This window comes from Brevibacterium picturae, from assembly GCF_900105045.1.
Lineage (GTDB): Bacteria > Actinomycetota > Actinomycetes > Actinomycetales > Brevibacteriaceae > Brevibacterium > Brevibacterium picturae.
In genome coordinates this window covers 4,244,874-4,265,010 of record NZ_LT629739.1, presented here as the reverse complement: position 1 = coordinate 4,265,010, position 20,137 = coordinate 4,244,874, and the positions used below count along the sequence as shown (strand labels likewise).

The window sequence follows — 20,137 nt, the reverse complement described above, 5'->3', positions numbered from 1 at the left end:
CTCAGCCCTGTGGCTGCGGAGGCTCATGTCTCATCGAAGTCTCAGCGCACGTTCTCCAGGTCGCAGACGAAGATCAGTGACTCGCCGGGCTTGATGACGCCGCCGGCTCCCTGATCCCCGTAGGCCAGGTGCGGTGGGATCTGCAGGGTGCGCCTGCCTCCGACCTTCATGCCCTGGATGCCCTGGTCCCAGCCGGAGATGACCATGCCGGATCCGAGGCGGAATTCGAGCGGGGTTCCGCGGTTGTAGGAGGCGTCGAACTCTTCACCGGTCGAGTGGGCGATGCCGACGTAGTTCACACTCACGGTGTGGCCGGGACCCGCCTCGGCGCCCTCGCCGATGATGTCATCGACGATGACGAGCTCGGTCGGAGCCTCGGCTCCGGGGAAGTCGACTTCTGGTTTCTGCTTGCTCATGGTGTCTCCTTAGGTCGTGGTTCTGTGGTGTTCATGGACCCAGTCCTCGGCGGGCGGAGCCTCATCCTCGGCTGTTTGTCCCTCAGCCCTGTGCTGAGAGGATGTCGATGACGAACACGAGGGTGGCGTCGCCGGGAATGTTCGGCGGGCTGCCCTGTTCTCCGTATCCCTTGTCGGGTGGGACGACGAGGACGATCTGGCTGCCGACCTTCGCCCCGACCAGGCCTTCGTTCCATCCGTCGATGACCTGAGCCTGTCCGACGGGGTCGACGGCGAATGGTCCTCGACCATCCTGCCAGCTGGAGTCGAAGTACTTCGAATTGTCGTCCCAGAGCCAACCGGAGTAGTGCACGGCCACGCTCTGACCTTCCTTGACCTTCGGTCCTTCGCCCTCGATCGTCGTATACGATTCGAGTTCCTTCGGGGCCTTGCCCTTGGGCTTGGAGATCGAGGGCTCACCGTTGTCGGCCCAGGTGACGGTCACGGGGTTGTTCGACTGGTCGACTTTCTCGCCCTCGGCGTGAGTCAGCGGCTTCGTGGTCTTCTCGATGTCGATGACGTAGACGAGAGTCTGCGCCGGCTGGCCCTGCTGTGCGCTGCCGTTGAGCGACATGAGCACGCGGGAGCCGACCTTGGTGTCCAGGAGTGCGTTGTAGAGCCCCTCGGAGATCTGCTTCTTGTCCATCGGGAACCCGGCCGGTGACTTCGAATCATAGCTCGATTCGATGACCTCGCCGGTGGTGCCCGAGACCAAGGTCATCTGCGCAGTGACCTGTTCACCGTCTGCGACCTTCTCGCCCTTACCCTCGCTGATGACAGATTCCGCGGCCTCGTCGACGACCAGGGGCGCCTCGAATTCGACCTTCGGCTTCTCACCGACCTTGCCCTCGACCGTGATGTCGTCGAGGCTGGTCGACTTCGCGTCCTCGGCCGAGACGGAAGGCGGGGCACTCGGCGTGTTCTCCGCCTCCTCGCCCTGCCCGCAGGCGGACAGCAGCAGTGTGGCGGCCGCGATGACGGCGAGCACTTTGGTGCGCACGTGGTTCCTTTCGTTCAAGACCAGATCACTGAGATCTTACAGGCCCGCGATGAGAGCTTCGGCCTGTGGGTGTGTGGGCTCGAAGGGGTTCTTCAGCGCCACGGCCCGGCCGGATTCGTCGTTGAGTCGCAGATGCACCCAGTCGACCGTGTAGTCACGCCGTGCGGCATGTGCTGCACGGACGAATTCGCCTCGGATAGCGGCTCGCGTGGTCGTCGGTGGAATGTCCTTCGCCTTCTCCCGTGCTTCGGATGAGACCAGGTTCTTGGCCATCCCGGTCCGCTCCAGCTTGGGGAACAGACCGGTGTCGGGGGTGATGTCGTGATAGGCGATGTCGAGCCGGGAGATCCGGGGATCTGTGAGGTCGTCGATGCCGCGGGCCATGGCTCGATCGATGAGCGTCTTCTTCATCACCCAGTCGATCTCGTGATCGACCGCAGAGAAGTCCTGGGCTGCGACGGCCTCGAGCATCCGGGTCCACAGGTCGATGACGTATTCGGCCATTTCATGGTCGCCGAGGCTGTGGTCGCCCTTGTCGACGAGAACCTGAGCCCGGTCCCGGTAGTCCGCGAGCAGGTTCAGCGGTGTGATCGTCGTCCCATCTGTGCGTTCGAGCTTCACCGCCCCGGTGAGGTCCCTGGCGACGAGACGGATGTCGCGCACGGGGTGGCGCAGACCGTGTTCGGGTATCCGCGCGCCCTGTTCGATGAGGTCGAGCATGAGCACAGCAGAGCCGATCTTGAGCGCCGAGGTGGCCGTTGACATCGAGGAATCACCGACGATGACATGGAGACGACGGTACTTCTCCGCGTCTGCGTGGGGTTCGTCACGTGCGTTGATGATCGGTCGTGAGCGAGTCGTGGCTGAGGACAGTCCCTCCCACATCACATCCGAACGCGCCGAGAGGCCGAACATCATCTCCGAGCGGCTCGCCTCGACATCGGGCTGGAATGAGGACTGCGCGGGAATGATGGCGCCGGCACCCACCAGCAGCTGTCTGGAGACGAGGAATGGCAGCAGCACCGTGGTCAGACGGTTGAAGTCGAGGTTGCGGCGGATGAGGAAGTTCTCATGGGATCCGTAGGAGTTCCCGGCCGCGTCGGTGTTGTTCTTGACCATGTGGATTCGGCCGCTGAGTCCATCGGCTTCGATGCCCGACTGGGCCTGCTCGAGCAGGTCGATCATCAATGCCTCGCCCGCCCGGTCCTGCGTGAGCAGATCGCGGAGGTCATCGCATTCGGCGGTGGCGTATTCGGGGTGAGATCCGACGTCGAGGTAGAGGCGGGAGCCATTGGGGAGGAACACGTTCGAGGAACGGCCCCATTCGACGATCGGTCGGAACAGGTAGCGTGCGATCTCCTCCGGGCCGATGCGACGGTCGCCGGCACCGGCGGAGTGGGCGAGCCCGTATTCGGTTTCGAGGCCGTAGATCCTGGCCATCAGTCCTCCCGCAGCTGAGCCATCATGGCGTCACTGAGTCGTTTGAATGTGCGGTGACCGCTCGCTTTACGGTCGAGCACCGCTGCTTCCAGAGCCTCGGTCGCCAGCGCGCCCGAAGTGGCCGCAGCCAGAGCACGCACCCCATGGTCGAAGACCTCACTCAGCGGCAGGACCGAGGTGGACAGGTCCTTCAGCGTCGCGGTGATGGCATCGGCCTGGCCGCCGATCGCCACATGTTCGGTCTCGTCCATCACGGAGCCGTCGTAGCTGAGGCGGTAGAGCTGATCCGTCTCAGCCGTGAGTCCGAGTTCGGCGACGACGAGTTCGACCTCGAAGGGCTTCGACTCGGTGGTGAAGACTCCGGCCAACTCAGAAATGCAGGAGAGAACCCCGACATCTCATTGTCCGCCTTTCTGGACGAAGTTGCGCACGAATTCTTCTGCGTTCGATTCGAGGACTCCGTCGATCTCATCAAGGATCGAATCCACATTCTGCGTGTTGATCTGGCCCTGCACGGCCTCCGGTGGTTCGGCAGGCGGTTCTCCCCCGCCGGTCGAATGATCCCTCTGAACCTGTTCCTGCGAACTCATTTCGCACCTCTTTCATCGTTCGTCGTTGTCAGTCTATCGACTCCCAGCGCCTGCAGCAGTGCTTGTGCGTCGCGCACATCGGCCAGCCTGTCTGCCAGGAGTTCGCGGTTGCCTTTGAGCGGTTCGCTCATCGGCAGGCGCACGATTCCGTAGTCGCCGGCGTTGAGGACGAGCGAGTCCCAGCTGGCGGCGACCAGTGAATCCGAGAACCGGGTCACGGCCAGGGATCTGAGGTAGGCCCGGGTCCCATCGGGCGCGAACCGCACAGCCTGTTCGACTTCATGATCGGTCGTCAGACGTCGGATTCGTCCCGCCTTCTCGAGTTTGTAGAACAAACCCTTCTCCGGCCGAACGTCGTGGTACTGGACGTCGATGAGGGCGAGCTTCGGGTGGTCCCACTCCAGGTTCTCCTTCTGCCGGTAGCCTTCGAGAAGCACCCATTTGGCTACCCAGTCGATGGAGTCGGCGAGGCTGCGTGGGTCGGTGGCCAGACCGTCGAGCAGGCGCTTCCATTCGCTGAGCACCTCAAGAGTCTCCGCGTCATCGCCGGCGTGTTCGAGGCAGGCGGAATAGTACGTGTTCTGGATCTCGAGCGCGGTCATCATGGTGCCGTCGGACATGGGCAGCTTCGTGCTCACGGTCAGGTCATGGCTGATGTCCCACAGCGCCTGCAGCGGATCCGCGAGTTCGAGTCGGGGAACCAGGCCCGCTTCGATGAGGCCGAGGACCAGGGAGGTGGAGCCGAACCTGACCAGGGTGGCGGGTTCGGCCATGGTCGCATCACCGATGATGACGTGCAGCCGGCGATATTTGGCCGGATCGGCATGCGGCTCGTCGCGGGTGTTGACGATGGGTCTGCGCAGGGTGGTCTCCAGACCCACCTCGGCTTCGAAGAAGTCCGCACGCGATGAGATCTGGAATCCTGCGGTCTCCCCTTCCCGGCCGATGCCGACTCGTCCGGAACCGCACAGGATCTGCCTGCTGGCGAAGAACGGAATCAGTGCGGCCGAGAGGGAGTCGAAATCCGCCGCCCGGTCGACGAGGTAGTTCTCATGGGTGCCGTAGGACGACCCCTTCGAGTCGGTGTTGTTCTTGTAGAGGTTGACGGGTTCGTCCGTTGACTCGAGGCTGCGCACCGAGGCCAAGGCCACCAGGTCTCCAGCACGGTCGTAGGTGACGAGGTCGCGCGGGGTCAGCACCTCTGGTGAGGAGTATTCGGGGTGGGCGTGGTCCACGTAGTAGCGGGCGCCGTTCTCGGTGACGACATTGGCCAGGTATTGGGCTTCGACGGATTCCTGGGGCATGTGGGTCAGCTGCGAGATATCGGCCTCGGCGACATTCATGAAGAAGCCGCGTGCGTCGGCCAGAGGCGACTCGGTGGCGAAGTCCCAGAAGTTCTGGGAGGATTTCAGTCCGCGCGGCCCCGCATAGGCATCGACGACACGCGCCGAGTCACGCATCGGATTCGCTCCCGGATTGCCGGGTTGGCTCAGTCCGAACTCGGTTTCGGAACCCATCACGCGGCGGACACTGAGCATCTGAACTCCCTCTAACGTTTAGACTCGGGGACGTGGCTGCGAAGAAATCTCATCTCCCGATCGCGTTGATCGTCGACCTCGTTCTGGTCGTCCTATTCACCATCATCGGTCATTACACACATTCTCATAATTTTGATCCCCAGGGGCTTCTGACCACAGCGTGGCCGTTCCTGGTCGGCCTCTGTATCGCCTGGCTGCTGGCAGCGGTCTGGGATCGTCCGATCGCACCGCTGGCCACGGGAACCGCGGTCTGGGCGGTCACCATCCTGGTCGGGCTCGTCATCCGCGGCATCACCGGCGCCGGAGGCGACCCGGGTCAGGTGCCGGTGAGTTTCATGATCGTGGCCACGAGCCTCAATCTCATCACCTTGGTCGGATGGCGGATCATCGCCACGGCCGTGGCCGGCGGCTCCACCGCTCGTCGACGCAGCCGCTGAACCGGAGACCGTGACAGAGGCCGCTGAGCCGGCCAGTATCACGGACCAGGTCTGATCGGACCAGACCTGGTCGGACTGCATCAGACGAGGTCTGAGTTCGGATACACCTCGGCGATGTCCGTTTCGAGCGGCACCGCAGGTGCACCACGGGTGGTGTCCAGGTGCATCATGCGCAGATGAGTCACCCGCTCCCCCTTGCGACCGGAGATCCGCGCCCATTCGTCGGGGTTCGTCGTATTGGGCAGATCTTCGTGCTCGCTGAATTCCTCGGCGATGGCCTCTTCGAAGTGCTTGGGCTGCAGACCACGTTCGCCGGTCTCCAGCAGCGATTTGATCGCACTCTTCTTGGCCCGGTCCACGATGTTGTGGATCATGGCTCCGGAGGCGAAGTCCGCGAAGTGCAGGACTTCCTTCGTCCCGTCGGCATAGGTGACTTCGACGAATTCGTTCTCCGGCGACGAGGCATACATCCGATCGACACAGAACGAGATCAGAGCCGAGACCGCCTCGGCGGGGGTCTCATGCCCTGACAGCACACTCGAGTGCAGGGGCAGTTCGGCGGTGAGGTACTTCTCGTAGATGTCGCGAGCCGCCTCAACATCGGGGCGTTCGATGCGGATCTTCACATCGAGGCGTCCCGGACGCAGAATGGCGGGGTCGATGAGGTCCTCGCGGTTCGATGCGCCGATGACGATGACATTGTCGAGCTTCTCGACACCGTCGATCTCGGTCAGCAGCTGCGGCACGATCGTCGTCTCCACATCCGAGGACTTGCCCGTACCGCGGGTACGAAACAGGGACTCCATCTCGTCGAAGAAGACGACGACGGGGAATCCGGCCGAGGCCTTCTCTCTGGCCCGGGCGAAGATGAGACGCAGCTGACGTTCGGTCTCGCCGACGTATTTGTCGAGCAGCTCGGGGCCCTTGATGTTGAGGAAGTATGTCTTGCGGGACTGCCCAGCGCCGGTCCGGTCGGCCAAAGAGTTCGCCACGGCCTTCGCGATCAGGGTCTTGCCGCAGCCGGGAGGGCCGTAGAGCAGGATTCCCTTCGGCGGTTTGAGGCCGTGTTCGGTGTAGAGCTGCGGATGTTCGAAGGGCAGTTCCACTGCGTCCTTGATCTGGCCGATCTGATCGGCCAGTCCTCCGATGTCGGAGTAGGTGATGTCCGGGACCTCTTCGAGCAGCAGCGAGGAGACTTCGGGCTTCTCGACGACCTGGAGGGCATAGTGGGTGCGGGTGTCGACGACCACGGCGTCCCCGACGCGCAGGCCGGCGTCGATGAGATCCTCGCCGAGGACGTAGACCTGCTCGTCATCTCCGGGTGCGCCGACGAGGATGCGGGTGTCGTCGACGAACTCGCGCACGTTGACGACCGAACCGACGGGCGCGAAGGAACCGGTCCCGATGATGACGAGGCCCTCCGAGAGCAGCACGTCGGTGCCGGCCCGCAGCTGCGCAGGATCCACCTCGGGGCCGACGGCGACGCGCATTCTGCGCCCGCCGACGATGACATCGGCGGTCAGTCCGTTCTCGCCGAGGGCGATGAGGGTGCCCCAGTTGTTGGGCGGTTCCGTCAGCCGACGGGCCTCCTCCTTGATCCTGTTCAGCTCGTCCCGAGCTGTGCGCAGGGTCTTCGACAGGGCTTCGTTGCGTTTCCCGGCGCTGAAGAGCTGTTGGCGCAATGCCGCAGTGTCCTCGCGCTGACGTTTTGCTTCGGGCGTGGTCTCGGTCATTGGTCCTCCTTCGACCCTGGGGTCTTCGACTCTGAGCCGTGCGACTCTGAGCTGTTCGACTCTGGAGTCGGCACTTCTTGGTCCAACCGCTTTCCTGCCTCACGCATGACGCGGCGCAATTTCTTTCCCTGTGCGACTCTGGCTCCGACGGCTTCATCGGTGACTTCCGGCTTCGTCCACGCCTCGACGTCCTCGGTCGCTGCAGGAGTGCCCTGGGGGCGCTTCTTCTTCTCCAGCGGTGGAACTCCGGGAGCCATACGGCGGGCGATGACCAGGAATCCGGTGTGGGCGATCATGCGGTGGTCGGGGCGCACGGCGAGTCCGTCGACGTGCCAGCCTCGGATCATGGCCTCCATCGACTGGGGTTCGCTGAAGGATTCTGTGGCCCGCAGTGCCTCCACGAAGCGAGAGAGCTGAGGGACGGTGGCCACGTAGGCGATGACGACTCCCCCAGGAGCCAGTGCACCGCTGACCGCGTCCAATGTGTTCCATGGTGTGAGCATGTCGAGGACGACTCGGTCGACGGTGCCGGGCTCATAGGCCTGTGGCAGCTCTTCGGAGAGGTCTCCCACGGTGACCGACCAGTTGTCGGGGCGACCGTCGAAGAAGTCTGCGATATTGCCTGCAGCGATGGTGGCGAACTCCTCGCGGAGCTCGAAGGAGTGGACCGTTCCTTTCGGGCCCGCTGCCCTCAGCAGAGCCATGGACAGCGCTCCGGAGCCGACGCCTGCTTCGACGACCACCGCGCCGGGGAAGATGTCGCCGAGAGTGACGATGAGCCCGGAATCCTTGGGGTAGACGACCGCCGCCCCGCGGGGCATGGAGAGAACGAAGTCCTCATATCGTGGTCGGAAGACTTGGAAGTCGATGCCCCCGGTGTTCGACACGATGATGCCCTCGGTGCGGCCGATGATGTCGTCGTGTTCGACCAGCCCCTTGTGGGTGTGGAACAGCTCTCCGGGAGCCAGCACGATCGTGTGCATTCGGCCCTTGGGGTCGGTGAGCTGAATCTTCTCGCCGGACTTCAGGGCCCGACGGGGTTCGGTGTGGCTTGCCTCAGTCATGATGCGTCCACTCTACGCTGATGAGAAGTGTCTCAGCACACCTGGCTCAGGCTGCGAGAAGCTCGTCGAAGAATTCCTGCAGGTCGATCACGCCCACGAGGGTGTTCTCGTCCATGACCAGGCTGAACTGCGCTTTGGGGCGGTGGGTCAGCGACTCGAGCAGATGTGGAGCGGTGATGTCCTTCGGCACGCCGATCCATCCGGCCAGGGGCCGGGCGACCTCTCCGGCAGGGACCTGATCCAAGGACTCGGCCAAACGGCCGGCCGCGGCGTGCCTGTCGACGAGGCCGTAGGGCAGGCCCTTCTGATCGAGGACGACGATGAGGGTGCGCTCCTTCGCGTGGCCCAGCGTGTTCGCGAAATCGAGTGTGTCCGCGATATCCGCATCCCAGGTTGCGGCGATGGCGGGCTGAATCACCTGTGAAAGGTCATAGGTCTCCATCTTCCGGGCCCGTTTCGCATGGGTCGCGGCGTCCCCGGCGGAGAACCAGAGCATGATGGCGATCAGCGACATCCACGCCACTGTCAGCGGGTCGGGCCGCTCTCCTGCCAGCAGCGGGGTGATGACCGACCAGCCGATGAAGCCGACGGCGATGACCCGACCGACCCAGCTGGCGACGATCGTACCCAGGTACTGCGATCCCGTGAGTCTCCACATCAGGGCCTGCAGCGCCCATCCGCCGTCGAGCGGAATGCCCGGCAGCAGGTTGATCGCGCCGAGTGCGACGTTGGCGAAGGTGACCGCGATGAGCAGAAGCCACGGAACCGAAGTCGGCGAGACCGCGCTCAGGCACCACCAGCCCAGCAGCGCGAGGACGATGTTGACGATCGGGCCGACGATGGAGATGACGAAGCTGGTGAGCGCAGCCTTGTCACGCGGGTTGTCGGCCTGAGGCTCGAACCGGGTGAATCCTCCCCAGATGTTGAGCTCGATCGCGGCAACCTTGAGCCCGTAGAACTGTCCGGCGACACCATGTGCCAGCTCGTGGAGAAAGACAGAGGCGAACAGCAGAACCGCATACGCGAATGCCACGAACCAGGCCCAGACACCGAGGTCGGGTCGGACAGTGTTCAGCCACGGGGCGAACAGGATCGTGATGACGATGGCGGCCAGGAACCAGGACCAGGCCAGGATCACCGGGGCGCCGAGAACAGTCCCCAGGCGCAAGCCCGAAGAGGCACCAGTCTGGTGATTTTTCGCGGCCATCGAAGGAGTTCCTCTTGCTTGGGGTTGGGTCTACTCAGCCTAACAGCGACACGGTGTCCAAGACGCTCTGACGCGTCGTGTCAGACCAAGTCGTTAGAGTGGTTCCATGGCCGAGCTGATCAGTCTTTCGCCCTCACGGGCCAACGACTTCGTACAATGTCCCTTGAAATTCCGCTTCCGCAGCATCGACAAGCTGCCGGAACCGCCCTCCCAGGCCGCTTTCAGAGGAACCGTCGTCCATTCTGTGCTCGAGAAGCTCTTCGCCTTACCCGCTGCACAGCGAACACAGGATGTCGCCGAGTCGCTGTTGCGTCCCAGTTGGAACGAACTCGTCGAAAAGGACCCCGACGTGCTCGCGATCTTCGACGATGAGCGAGAGCAGGAGACATTCTTCACAACCGCCGGCAAACTGCTGCGCGCCTACTTCACACTCGAATTCCCTGAGCACCTGGAACCCGATCAGACGGAGAAGTACGTCCGCACGCAACTCGACAACGGACTCGAGCTGCGTGGCTTCATCGATCGCGTCGATGTCGCCCCCGGCGGGGAGAAGCGTCTCGTCGACTATAAGACCGGTAAGCAGCCCAAACCGCAGTACGGGCGGGAAGCGAATTTCCAGATGGGCTTCTACGCCCTCGTCGAATATCGCCTCACGGGTGAGCTCGTGCACACGCTCCAGCTCATGTACCTGGGATCGCAGTCCATCCTCAAGTCCCATCCCACGATGGGTGACATCGAACGCACTCAATTCGAGATCGAGTCGATCTGGAAGGACATCATCGCCTCCGCCGAGGCCGATCGCTGGCGTCCGAAGAAGTCACCGTTGTGCAATTGGTGCACCTTCAAACCGCTGTGTCCGGCGTGGGGCAACACTCCCCCGCCGACACCGGAGATCACACGGATAGTCGGGGCGTGAGTTCCCCCAGGTCGGCAACGGAGCGTCCTTCCAGGCTGGACCACAGGATCCGACCTGGGCGCTCCTCGAGGTCGACCAGGTGCGGCACGCCGATGGCGATGGTTCCAGCTGCCTCCGCGCTGGCCAGACCGGGCCGTGAGTCTTCGAGAGCCACGCAGGCACCCGGCTCCAGGCCGAGCAGCGCCGCACCTTTCAGGTAAGGCTCGGGGTCGGGTTTGCCGACGCTGACCTCATCCCCGGAGACGAGCCCGACGAAACTGTGGGCCGGGCATGCCGCAATGACAGCCTCGGCGAGCCGACGGTAGGACATCGTGACCATCACGCACGGGATGCCGGCGGTGACGATCGCATCAAGGAACTCAAGGGCCCCGGGTCGAAACGGCACTGCCTCCTCGATCTTGTCCACGACCTCGTTCAGCAGCGTATCGACAATGACCGCCGCCGGCAGGTCGAGTCCGGCGTCCTGCATCATCGCTGCAGAGGTGAGCAGATCGTTGCCCACGAACTCCAAGCCCTGCTCTTCGCTCCAGGCGATTCCGTGTGCGTTCATCAGTTCGGTCTCGGCTCTGATCCAATACGGTTCCGTATCGACCAGAGTTCCGTCCATGTCCCAGAGGACTGCGGCAGGATTCGTCATGATTCCAGCGTAATCTTGAACCATGACTTTTCTTCCATCAGGGTCCGGGGCACTCGTGTTCATCGCCTTCGAAGGACAGGACGCGGATGCCTCCGAGGCCGCCAGTTCACTGGTCAAGGATCTCATCGAGGCATGGGGACTCGGCGACAGTGAGATCTTGGACACCGACGGCTTCTACGAGTTCAGATTCTCAGAGCCTGAGATCGTTCGGGACGAAACGGGTCGGGCCGCAATTGCGTGGCCGGGAATCGAAGTCCACCGCGGGCAGCGTCTGGGCACGCCGGTCACCGTCATCCAGGGACACGAGCCTGGACTGAAATGGCGTGAATTCCTCTCCCTCATCCTCTCCGAGGTCACCGCCGCCGATCGTGTGGTCCTGCTCGGAGGTCTGCATGCGGAGGTACCGCACACGCGACCTCTGCCCGTCGTCGCGAACACCGAGGATGCATCGCTGGCCGCGGATCTGGGCATCGAGGTCAACGGCTATGCGGGCCCGATCGGCATCCTCGGCCTCCTCGGCGTCGAATGCGACAGGAGAGGCCTGCATGCGATCAACCTGTGGGTGGGTGTGCCCGACTACCTCACCGACTCCCCCTCGCCCAAGGCGGAACTGGCCTTGGCCTCAGCAGTGGAGAAGCACACGGGTCTCGAGATCGACATCCCCATCCTCGAGGAGGAGAGCCGGGCCTGGGAACTCGGTGCCGATGAGCTGGTTGCTCTCAACCCGCACCTCGTCGAGCTACTCAAGGGACTCGAGCAGCTCAATGACTCCACGGAGCTGCCCGAAGCCAGCGGCGATGCGATCGCCGCCGAATTCGAGCGCTACCTGCGCAAACGCGGCCGCGAAAGGTAGTCAGGCGTGCAGGTCGATGCCGAGGAGGGCATCGACGGCATCGGCGACCCGATCACCGCAGACCGGCGCGGTCTCGGCCGCGGGCGAGTCCGCATAGTGTTCGGCCCATTCGTCGAGGATGCCCAAGGCGCGGGGACTGTCGAGGTCATCGGCCAGAGATTCGCGCAGCAGACCGATGATGTGTCCGCGCAGCCCCTCCCGGCATTCGGCCTCGCACATTGCCGCATGCTTCCAGGCCTGCAGTCGCGCCGAAGCAGATTCGAGTAGATCGTCGGTGAACATCCAGTCGCTGCGATAGTGGTTCGACAGCAGCACTGTGCGAATCACCATCGGGTCGACGCCCTGTTCGCGCAGCTTTGAGACGAGGACGAGGTTGCCCTTCGACTTGCTCATCTTCTCGCCCTGGTAGCCGACCATGCCTGTGTGCATATAGGTCCGGGCCAGCGGCGTCTGCTTCCACGCCGCCGCATGTGCTGCGCTCATTTCGTGGTGCGGGAACACGAGGTCGCTGCCGCCGCCCTGAACGTCAACGGGCAGTCCTGCATGGTTGTTGGCGATGACGGTGCATTCGATGTGCCAACCGGGGCGACCTGGGCCGAGCTTCCCGCCGTCCCAGGACGGTTCGCCCTCGCGTGCGGCCTTCCACAGCAGAGGATCGATCTCGTTGTCCTTGCCGGGTGTCTCCGGGTCGCCGCCGCGTTCGGCGGAGAGCTTGGCCATCGTGGCCCGGTCATCGTGGCTCACGCTGCCGAAAGCCGGATGGATCGGGGTCGAGACCCGGTAGTACACATCTCCGTTGTCGAGTGTGTAGGCGGCTCGCGATTCGACGAGGTCCTCGACCGCTGTGACGATCTGCTCGACCGACTCGACGACGCCGATGTAGCTCTGCGGCGGAAGCACGCGCAGTGCGCTCATGTCCTGCCGGAACAGCTCGATCTGCGATTCGGCGAGCTCCTGCCAGTCGACTCCTGTGGCAGCGGCGCGTTCGAGCAGCGGGTCATCGACGTCGGTCGTGTTCTGCACATAGACGACGTCGAGGCCCGCGTCGCGCCATACCCGGTTGAGCAGGTCGAAGGCGACATAGGTCGCCGCGTGACCGAGGTGGGTGGCGTCGTACGGGGTAATTCCACATACATAGAGACCGGCCGCCTGGTCACGCCCTTTGAGTCTGCGTGGGCTCCGAGTGCCGGTGTCGAAAACTGTCGGCACCTTTCCGGAGCTGGTGAGGCGGGGTAGCTGAGGTTCGGACCATGACTTCACGCAGACCAGCCTAACCGAGTCATAGCAGAACGGCACCTCCGGTCTCCAGCGCTGCTCTTCCTAGATCGGCGGCCAGGGAATGACGGTCCGATCTTCGGGCGGTTCGGGGAAGGAGCCGGCCTCTGCCAACTGCTCGGCGCGGTCGCGCAGGCTCTCGATCTCGGTGTCTTCCAGACAGTCATCGAGCACCGAACGCAGCTCCGTCGACATTCGAGCCACCTCGTCGAGGGCGTCGAGCTCCTCGACCCTGAACGACGAACGAGAGAAACCCCACAGAACGGTGCGCACCTTCTCCTCGGCGTGGAAGGACAGACCGTTGTCGATGCCGTAGGTGCCGATGCTGCTCGGGCCGCTGCCCGGCACGTAGCTTCCGGTGATGATGTGGCCCGCCTTGCGGTCGGCGTTGTTTGCGAGCAGGTCGAAGAAGGCGATCGCCCGAAGCCCGTCACGGGCGTCGTGGGACAGCACCAGGTCTGTGCCGTCCTCGGTGCGCAGAGCGAACATCGGGGTGTGATCGGCCGGGATGCCGTCGACCCCGGTGAGCGTGACGGCGTCGTCGTCGCCGGAGTCCTCGACATAGGCCTGGAGGGATCCGGGCCCGGCTCCCAGATCACCGCGCAGGACTGTCGGCGGGACCACGTTGAGGTCGAGGTGGGCGCTGAGGCGGTAGGAGGCCACCTCGCGCAGCGATAGGGAATGAGGTGGAAAATCTGCCAGCGGCCGCTCTCCCGATGCCGGTTTGTACACGGCTTTGAGGTGCGTGCCGGCATGGTCGACGACCACGAGACGGGTGTCGTTGCTGGCCCGCGGGATCGCTCCCATCACGGTGCAGGATCCCTGTTCCAGGGCTTGTCGGGCGAAAGCTGAGTGCATGACTTCGTCACACACGCGCGATGCCGTTGGCACGGGGGCACAGGTGCCCCTCGGGCTCCAGCGGCAGCGAGCAAAAGGGGCAGTCGCCCCGACCGGCGGACACGACCTGATCGGCCCGGCGGGCGAACTCACGAGAGCCGGCGGCGTCGAGGACGATGCGTAGCACGTCACGTTCGACCTCATCGTCGTCAGGTTCCGCCGAGGTGCCCGTCTGAGCATCCTCTTCGGTGAGTTCGAAGCATTCGACCACGAGTTCATGGGCGACCGTGTCCCAGCCCAGGCTCATGGTGCCGACTCGGAATTCGGGTTCGATCGGAACGTTGAGGCCGGCATTGTCGATGCGTTCGTCGATCGCAGACTGGGGCACTCGCGCCGCAGGGTCCTTGACCATGACCATATCGAGGAGTTCAGTGACCCGATCAGCGAGGATCTCGACCTGCTCCTTCTCCACCACCACTGTGGTCAGAGCGGTTCCTGATTTCGCCTGCAGAAGGAACGTGCGCTCGCCGGGCAGACCGATCGTGCCGACGACGAATCGCTCTGGTGTGGGGTGGTCGTACAAAGCTGCCATGGCTTCAGCCTAGTTCAAAGACTTACATGTCCGACTTCACTGGGATACATTTGAGTCATGAGCACTGATCCTCGTGAGGCCCTGGACGCATTCCTCGAAGCAGTGGGAGAACACTTCGCTGCATCCGCACACCGCAATGGAGACCAAGATCCTCGTGTCGAAGCCGCCTACATGGCCTTGGCCGATGCCTTCGAAATCTACGAAGACGCGATCTACACCGCGTATGACGAGGTCACTCCGTTCGAACTCTTCGACGATGTCGAAGACGCCAAAGAGGACGATGAGGACAACGAGCTCGACGGTGACTTCTCCGTCGACGACGATGACGAGGACGACTGAGGTCTTCCCGAAACGGCTGAGGCTTCAGGAATCCTGAACTCTCAGGATATCTGGTCGAGCACCTCGGCGATCTCGGGTTCCAGGTCGACGTCGCTGCCGAGCACCTGAGCCAGCTGTTCAGGCGTGCGGGCAGAGACCAGCGAAGACGCCACACCCTGATACCTGTTGAAGGCCAGCGCGATGTCGGCGGCGGTCACGCCCAGTGCCGCTGCGGCTTTGCGGACTCCTGCCAGCACCCGAGTCGATCGTTCATCGAGATAGGCACCGACATAGTCGGAGAGTTCGCCTGCGGCGAAGCGTGAGTCCTGTGGGGTTCCGCTCCGATACTTGTCACTCAGCACTCCCCTGCCCAGGCCGGCACCGGCGATCAGACCAACGCCCGCGTAGTTCGCGGCAGGAAGCAGATCGTCCTCTGCCTCCCTGTTCAACAGGGAGTATTCGGCGATGGCGCAGGCGATCGGCACTCCTGCTCCGCGCATCTCCGCCAACTCCCAACCGGCATGATGGGACACGCCGACGTAGCGGATCTTGCCCAATGTGAGCAGGGTATCGATCGCCGAGGCGGTCTCTGCTCTGTCCACCTCGGGATCGAAGACATCGAGGATGAGCACGTCAATGTGGGAGCGACCGGTGGCGCTGAGCAGCGCATCCACCTGGCTGAGGATGCGAGCCCGGCCCAGGCCCACCTCGATGTGGGATGACTCACTCATGGACACGCCCACTCGGGCAACCAGCATGATCTGCTCAGGAAGAGTCAGCTGAGACAGCACTCCGGCCGCGTGCACTCCGCTGGTGGGAAGCTCGATGAGGTTCCCACCAGCGGCGACGTAGTCATCGACGAGCCGCTGTGCGACCGGAACGTCGACCCGGTGTCCCCACTCGAATGTGCCGAGACCCACATCGCTGACATCAAGACCGGTGTTGCCGAGGCGTTGTTGCTTCATGGTTGTTGAGGTTACCTGATTCGGCGACTACCGTGGTTTCGTTCCCACACCGCTTTCTCAAGGAGACGCATGTACGACTGGTTGGTCGCCGCAGTGCTCGGCATCGTTCAGGCACTGACGGAATTTCTGCCGATCTCATCCTCGGCACACGTGCGCATCGTTGGTGAGTTCATGCTGCCGGGCCAGGATCCGGGTGCGTTCTTCACTGCGATCATTCAGATCGGCACCGAGGCCGCTGTCGTCGTCTACTTCTGGCGAGATATCGTCTCGATCATCTCCAAGTGGTGCAAGGCGCTGGTCGGCAAGCACGATCGCAAGGATCCCGAGGTCCGACTGGGCTGGCTGATCATCGTCGGTTCGATTCCGATCGTCATCCTCGGCCTGCTGTTCCAGGACGCGATCGAGGGCGCCCTGCGCAGTCTGTGGATCACCGCAACCATGCTCATCGTCTTCGGTCTCATGATCGGTCTCGCCGACTGGGTGGGCAAGAGCGAGCGCACCCTCGAGGATATGACCTGGGGACAGGGCATCGTCTACGGTCTCGCTCAGGCGTTGGCACTCGTTCCGGGCGTGTCGCGTTCGGGTGGCACAATCATGGCCGGCCGTTTCATGGGCTTCGACCGTCCCGCCGCCGCTCGGTACTCTTTCCTGCTCGCCATTCCGGCGGTTCTGGGGTCGGGCTTCTACTCTGTCTTCCAGACGATCGGCAGCGAGGATATGGTCATCGGCTGGGGACCCACGATCCTGGCCACGATCATTGCCTTCGGACTCGGGCTGCTCGTCATCCACTGGTTCCTCGGCTACGTCAAGACGAAGTCCTTCGCTCTCTTCGTCTGGTACCGCGTGGCGTTGGGAAGCGTGCTCTACGTCCTCCTCGGCACGGGGGTGCTCGCGGCGACCTGATTTGGCATGGCCTGACGCAGCCGTGCCCCATCGCGGGCCGGCCTCGGCGCTGGCCAGTCTGCCCAGCGCAGGTCTCAGCGGAGGCCGCCCCCGCCGGGCACGCCGCCCTCGGAGAGTCCGGCGGCGGTGACCGACATCGCGGTCAGCACCGGCCGTGGCCCCGAGAAGTCGATGACGGAGAATGAGCCCGGGGCGGCGCTGATGCGCTGGAAATCGTCGAGCGGCATGGCCAGCGCATTCGCGATGATGGCCTTGATGATGTCCCCGTGGGAGACGAGCATCGCCCACCGCGGGCCCTTGCCCTTGCTCTCACCGTGGTGCTTCGCCCGCTGTTCCTCGTCATCGCGTTCGGCGGTGCGGAGCTCGTCGACGAGCGATCTCACATGTGACACGGCACGGTCAGCCGCCTCGGCGATGGATTCTCCACCGGGGAAGCGCGCCTGCGAAGCCTGGTCGACGACGGTCTTCCACAGCTCTTCGCTGCCGAGCTCCTTCAGGCTCCGCCCGGTCCATTCGCCGTAGTCGAGTTCGATGAGCTCGTCGACGGCTTCGACGCGGTCGATGTCGAGTGTTGACTCCGCGATTCGGGCTGTCTGTTCACACCGCAGGAGCGGGGAATGCAGCAGGCGGGAGAAATGCCGCTGCGGGAGCATCCGCAGGGTGTCGCGAAGCGCGCTGGCACCCTGATCTGTCAGCGACACGCCAGGAGCGCGACCGGCGAGGATCCCTGCCGTATTCGCGCTGGAGACGCCGTGCCGGAGGAGAACGATGACGGGCATACCGTCAACACTAGCCCAGATCGTTTACAGTGGGCCTATGAAACGTCAGCGTCCGACGATGACCTATGAGTTCCGCAAAGTCTCGTTCTCCAAGGATGTGCCCCGCTCGGTCAGTCTCCAGGAGCTCAATGACCAGGCCGAATACGGCAAGTGGGAGCTGGCCCGGACCCGGATTACCGTGGGAGGCACCAAGACCGTCTGGCTGCGCCGCAAGATCATGCCACTGACGCTGAACAGCTGACTACGTCCCTGTGAAGTCACCCGCCGCGCTTCTCCCTGTCCTCTTCGCCGGCCTCGTCACCATCGCGGCCGGCGGTGCCATGTCCCTCCAGGGTCGCGCGAACGGTCTGCTCGGCCCGGTCCTGGGCCACTCTGTCTTCGCCGCACTCATCTCGTTCCTCATTGGACTCCTCCTCGTGGGCACGACACTGCTGTGCTCTTCCCGCTCTCGGAGCGGCGCCCGGGCACTGATCCGCTTGATCCGCACCCAAGCGATGCCGTGGTGGATGCTGCTCGGCGGTCTCAGCGGTGGCCTCGTCGTCATCGCTCAGGCCTCGACGGTGCCCATCATGGGAGTCGCGATGTTCACCATGGCGTTCGTCTCGGGGCAGGTGACCGGCGGCCTCGCCGTCGACTCCACACGCCTGCCGCCGGGCGGCAGGCAGCGTCTGACATTCCTCCGGGTCTTCGGAGTGCTCGTCGTCATCGCCGCCCTGGTCTACGGCGCCTCGGAGAGATTCACCCTCGGCGTCCCGCTCTGGGCCCTGCTCCTGCCGTTCGTCTCGGGCGCGCTGACGTCTGTCCAGCAGGCGTTCAACGGCCGGATCAAGGCCGCCACAAACTCGGTCATCGTCGCCACGACGGTGAACTTCGCCGTCGGGTTCCTCGCCCTGCTCGTGGCCGCTGGGATCATCATGGCCTCCGGAGTGACCTGGGCCGGCTTCCCGACGGAACCCCCTCAGTGGTGGATGCTGCTCGGCGGAGCCTTCGGGGTGATCTTCATCGGGCTGACCGCACTGACAGTGGCGAAGCTCGGCGTGCTGTTGCTCAGCCTGTTCTCGCTGTTCGGAAATCTCCTCGGTGCGCTGCTGCTCGACCTCCTGCTGCCCATGCCCGGATCCCTGGTGAGCCCCACGACGGTCATCAGCGCCGCCCTGGTGCTCGCCGGGATCGCGATCACGATTATGCCTTCATCAGGAAATCGCCCAAGACCCTCGCCCCGAACTTGAGGGCAGAGATCGGCACCCGCTCATCGACGCCGTGGAACATCGCCGGGAAGTCGAGATCCCCCGTCAGCTGCAGCGGCGCGAATCCATATCCGGTGATGCCCAGCTCCGCCATGGACTTGTTGTCCGTGCCGCCGGAGAGCGTGTAGGGCAGAACCTTCGCGGTGGGATCATCATCGAGCAGGCTCTTGCGCATCTGCGCGACCAGTGGGGTGTCGAAGGGCGCCTCCAGCGCGTCTCCCTCGTCGTTGGCCTCGATGTCGATACCCTCCCCCGCCAGCTCCTTGATCTTGAGCATCACGTCCTCGTGTTGGCCCGGAAGGGTACGGCAGTCGACGTAGGCCGTGGCCGTGCCCGGAATGACATTGTGCTTGTAGCCGGCGTTGAGGAATGACGGGTTCGAGGTGTTCTGCAGGGTCGGGGCGACGAACTTCTCGACGGAGCCGAGCTCAGCGAGCAGTTCACCGACCGTATCGGCCCGGAACTCGATGCCGGTGATCTCGGCAACGCCCTCGAGCAGCTGCCGGGTCGCGACCGGGATCTCCTGTGGCCAGGGATGCTCGCCGATGCGGGCGATGGCTGCGGCGAGCCGGGTGACCGGGTTGTCATCATTGCGCTGGGAGCCGTGGCCCGCAGTTCCGTGCGCGATGAGGTTGAGCCAGGCGAGGCCCTTCTCAGCGGTCTGGACGAGGTAGACCCGCTGGCCGCGGACGTCGACGGAGTAGCCGCCGACTTCGGAGATCGCCTCTGTGGCTCCGGCGAAGAGCTCCGGGTGGTTGCGGACCATATATCTGGCTCCGTAGTTGCCACCGGCTTCCTCGTCGGCGAAGAAGGCGATGATCAGGTCACGGCGGGGGCGCAGACCCTGGCGGAGCATGTCGCGGACGGCAGCGATGATCATCGCGTCCATGTCCTTCATGTCGACGGCTCCCCTACCCCACAGCAGTTCGTCCTTGATGACGCCGGCGAAAGGATCGACGCTCCAGTCCTCGGCGGCGGCAGGGACCACGTCGGTGTGGCCGTGGACGACGAGGGCGTCAGCCCCAGGATCGGTGCCGTCGATTCGTGCCACCAAGGAGGCCCTGCCGGGCGCGGATTCGTGAATCGTCGATCTCAGGCCCACCTCGTCGAACCAAGCGGCGATGAGGTCGGCCGCCGGCCGTTCGGGGTTGACCTTGTTGCCTCCCCAATTCTGAGTGTCGATGCGAATGAGCTGCTGGCACAGTGACGTGACCTCTGCCTCGGCGGCGCTGAAATCGTACACGGTGTCTCCCGTCGGTTCGATGGAAATCTGCTGACGCGATCCACGTTATAGCAACTGGGTGCGAGTCGTCCCTGACGCCCACCGACCGGACCGTCCCCGCCCGTCGGG

At 63.9% G+C, this 20,137-nt stretch carries 23 protein-coding genes; 7 read left to right on the top strand and 16 right to left on the bottom strand.

Annotated elements, in window-relative coordinates; genetic code table 11:
- Positions 1–41 precede the first annotated feature (41 nt).
- From BLT92_RS19440 to dop, 6 genes are all read right to left on the bottom strand, one after another.
- Positions 42–416 carry an FKBP-type peptidyl-prolyl cis-trans isomerase gene (locus BLT92_RS19440; RefSeq protein ID WP_092108313.1) on the bottom strand — a complete coding sequence of 125 codons (375 nt, stop codon included), beginning with the start codon at positions 414–416 and terminating at the stop codon, positions 42–44.
- Between the two features lie 82 nt (positions 417–498).
- The gene (locus tag BLT92_RS19435) at positions 499–1,455 is read right to left on the bottom strand and encodes an FKBP-type peptidyl-prolyl cis-trans isomerase (RefSeq protein WP_231938925.1); all 957 of its coding nucleotides are present in this window, start codon (positions 1,453–1,455) and stop codon (positions 499–501) included.
- Positions 1,456–1,491: 36 nt separating this feature from the next.
- Entirely contained in the window at positions 1,492–2,895 is a 1,404-nt protein-coding gene (pafA, locus tag BLT92_RS19430; RefSeq protein ID WP_197679646.1) for a Pup--protein ligase, read from the bottom strand.
- Positions 2,895–3,263: a hypothetical protein gene (locus BLT92_RS19425; RefSeq protein WP_231938924.1), complete on the bottom strand. Its 369-nt coding sequence runs from the start codon at positions 3,261–3,263 to the stop codon at positions 2,895–2,897. The genes pafA and BLT92_RS19425 overlap by 1 nt, the downstream gene beginning before the upstream one ends.
- 30 nt (positions 3,264–3,293) lie before the next feature.
- Positions 3,294–3,485 (bottom strand): ubiquitin-like protein Pup, encoded by a 192-nt coding sequence (locus BLT92_RS19420; protein ID WP_092108309.1) that lies wholly within the window; start codon positions 3,483–3,485, stop codon positions 3,294–3,296.
- Positions 3,482–5,023, bottom strand: coding sequence for a depupylase/deamidase Dop (gene dop, locus BLT92_RS19415; protein WP_092108307.1), 1,542 nt, complete (start codon positions 5,021–5,023; stop codon positions 3,482–3,484). Before dop ends, BLT92_RS19420 begins: the two co-directional genes overlap by 4 nt.
- Positions 5,024–5,055: 32 nt before the next feature.
- Between dop and BLT92_RS19410 the strand changes: the two genes are divergently transcribed.
- On the top strand, positions 5,056–5,460 hold the full coding sequence (locus BLT92_RS19410) for a DUF3054 domain-containing protein (RefSeq protein WP_092108305.1): 405 nt from the start codon (positions 5,056–5,058) through the stop codon (positions 5,458–5,460).
- An 80-nt stretch (positions 5,461–5,540) separates the two neighbouring features.
- Here BLT92_RS19410 and arc read toward each other — a convergent pair whose 3' ends face one another.
- The 3 genes from arc to BLT92_RS19395 are packed head-to-tail and all read right to left on the bottom strand — an operon-like array spanning position 5,541 to position 9,464.
- Positions 5,541–7,193, bottom strand: coding sequence for a proteasome ATPase (gene arc / locus BLT92_RS19405; RefSeq protein WP_092108303.1), 1,653 nt, complete (start codon positions 7,191–7,193; stop codon positions 5,541–5,543).
- Entirely contained in the window at positions 7,190–8,257 is a 1,068-nt protein-coding gene (locus tag BLT92_RS19400) for a tRNA (adenine-N1)-methyltransferase (RefSeq protein ID WP_092108301.1), read from the bottom strand. Before BLT92_RS19400 ends, arc begins: the two co-directional genes overlap by 4 nt.
- 46 nt (positions 8,258–8,303) lie before the next feature.
- Complete coding sequence (locus tag BLT92_RS19395; protein WP_092108299.1) at positions 8,304–9,464, bottom strand: site-2 protease family protein; 1,161 nt, start codon at positions 9,462–9,464, stop codon at positions 8,304–8,306.
- Positions 9,465–9,570: 106 nt separating this feature from the next.
- Here BLT92_RS19395 and BLT92_RS19390 point away from each other — a divergent pair, with 106 nt between their 5' ends.
- Positions 9,571–10,380 carry a RecB family exonuclease gene (locus BLT92_RS19390; protein ID WP_092108297.1) on the top strand — a complete coding sequence of 270 codons (810 nt, stop codon included), beginning with the start codon at positions 9,571–9,573 and terminating at the stop codon, positions 10,378–10,380.
- Here the strand turns inward: BLT92_RS19390 and BLT92_RS19385 are convergent.
- The gene (locus BLT92_RS19385; protein WP_231938923.1) at positions 10,358–11,017 is read right to left on the bottom strand and encodes an HAD family hydrolase; all 660 of its coding nucleotides are present in this window, start codon (positions 11,015–11,017) and stop codon (positions 10,358–10,360) included. The two genes, BLT92_RS19390 and BLT92_RS19385, sit on opposite strands and share 23 nt — an antisense overlap.
- A gap of 22 nt (positions 11,018–11,039) precedes the next feature.
- Between BLT92_RS19385 and BLT92_RS19380 the strand changes: the two genes are divergently transcribed.
- Positions 11,040–11,870 carry a proteasome assembly chaperone family protein gene (locus tag BLT92_RS19380; protein WP_092108293.1) on the top strand — a complete coding sequence of 277 codons (831 nt, stop codon included), beginning with the start codon at positions 11,040–11,042 and terminating at the stop codon, positions 11,868–11,870.
- Here the strand turns inward: BLT92_RS19380 and mshC are convergent, their stop codons facing one another.
- Genes mshC through BLT92_RS19365 form a run of 3 tightly spaced genes read right to left on the bottom strand, consistent with a single transcriptional unit; the run spans position 11,871 to position 14,574 of the window.
- Positions 11,871–13,130, bottom strand: a complete 1,260-nt coding sequence (mshC, locus tag BLT92_RS19375) for a cysteine--1-D-myo-inosityl 2-amino-2-deoxy-alpha-D-glucopyranoside ligase (RefSeq protein WP_092108291.1) — start codon at positions 13,128–13,130, stop codon at positions 11,871–11,873. It lies immediately after the preceding gene.
- A 60-nt stretch (positions 13,131–13,190) separates the two neighbouring features.
- Positions 13,191–14,003 carry an SCO1664 family protein gene (locus BLT92_RS19370; protein ID WP_092108289.1) on the bottom strand — a complete coding sequence of 271 codons (813 nt, stop codon included), beginning with the start codon at positions 14,001–14,003 and terminating at the stop codon, positions 13,191–13,193.
- 7 nt (positions 14,004–14,010) lie between these two features.
- Positions 14,011–14,574: a DUF3090 domain-containing protein gene (locus tag BLT92_RS19365; protein ID WP_092108287.1), complete on the bottom strand. Its 564-nt coding sequence runs from the start codon at positions 14,572–14,574 to the stop codon at positions 14,011–14,013.
- A gap of 57 nt (positions 14,575–14,631) precedes the next feature.
- Between BLT92_RS19365 and BLT92_RS19360 the strand changes: the two genes are divergently transcribed.
- Positions 14,632–14,913, top strand: a complete 282-nt coding sequence (locus BLT92_RS19360; RefSeq protein WP_092108285.1) for a hypothetical protein — start codon at positions 14,632–14,634, stop codon at positions 14,911–14,913.
- A gap of 41 nt (positions 14,914–14,954) precedes the next feature.
- Here BLT92_RS19360 and BLT92_RS19355 read toward each other — a convergent pair whose 3' ends face one another.
- Positions 14,955–15,857: an aldo/keto reductase gene (locus BLT92_RS19355; RefSeq protein ID WP_092108283.1), complete on the bottom strand. Its 903-nt coding sequence runs from the start codon at positions 15,855–15,857 to the stop codon at positions 14,955–14,957.
- 69 nt (positions 15,858–15,926) lie between these two features.
- Here BLT92_RS19355 and BLT92_RS19350 point away from each other — a divergent pair, with 69 nt between their 5' ends.
- Entirely contained in the window at positions 15,927–16,760 is an 834-nt protein-coding gene (locus BLT92_RS19350) for an undecaprenyl-diphosphate phosphatase (RefSeq protein WP_092108281.1), read from the top strand.
- A 74-nt stretch (positions 16,761–16,834) separates the two neighbouring features.
- Here BLT92_RS19350 and BLT92_RS19345 read toward each other — a convergent pair whose 3' ends face one another.
- Positions 16,835–17,539: a histidine phosphatase family protein gene (locus tag BLT92_RS19345; protein ID WP_092108279.1), complete on the bottom strand. Its 705-nt coding sequence runs from the start codon at positions 17,537–17,539 to the stop codon at positions 16,835–16,837.
- 37 nt (positions 17,540–17,576) lie between these two features.
- On the opposite strand from BLT92_RS19345, the gene BLT92_RS19340 reads away from it, so the two are divergent.
- A complete protein-coding gene (locus BLT92_RS19340; RefSeq protein ID WP_231938922.1) occupies positions 17,577–17,780 on the top strand; it encodes a DUF5703 family protein in 204 nt (67 codons plus the stop codon).
- A 10-nt stretch (positions 17,781–17,790) separates the two neighbouring features.
- Positions 17,791–18,768, top strand: a complete 978-nt coding sequence (locus BLT92_RS19335) for a DMT family transporter (RefSeq protein ID WP_092108275.1) — start codon at positions 17,791–17,793, stop codon at positions 18,766–18,768.
- On the opposite strand, the gene BLT92_RS19330 is transcribed toward BLT92_RS19335, so the two are convergent.
- Complete coding sequence (locus BLT92_RS19330; protein WP_092108273.1) at positions 18,722–20,029, bottom strand: M20/M25/M40 family metallo-hydrolase; 1,308 nt, start codon at positions 20,027–20,029, stop codon at positions 18,722–18,724. The two genes, BLT92_RS19335 and BLT92_RS19330, sit on opposite strands and share 47 nt — an antisense overlap.
- Positions 20,030–20,137 lie beyond the last annotated feature (108 nt).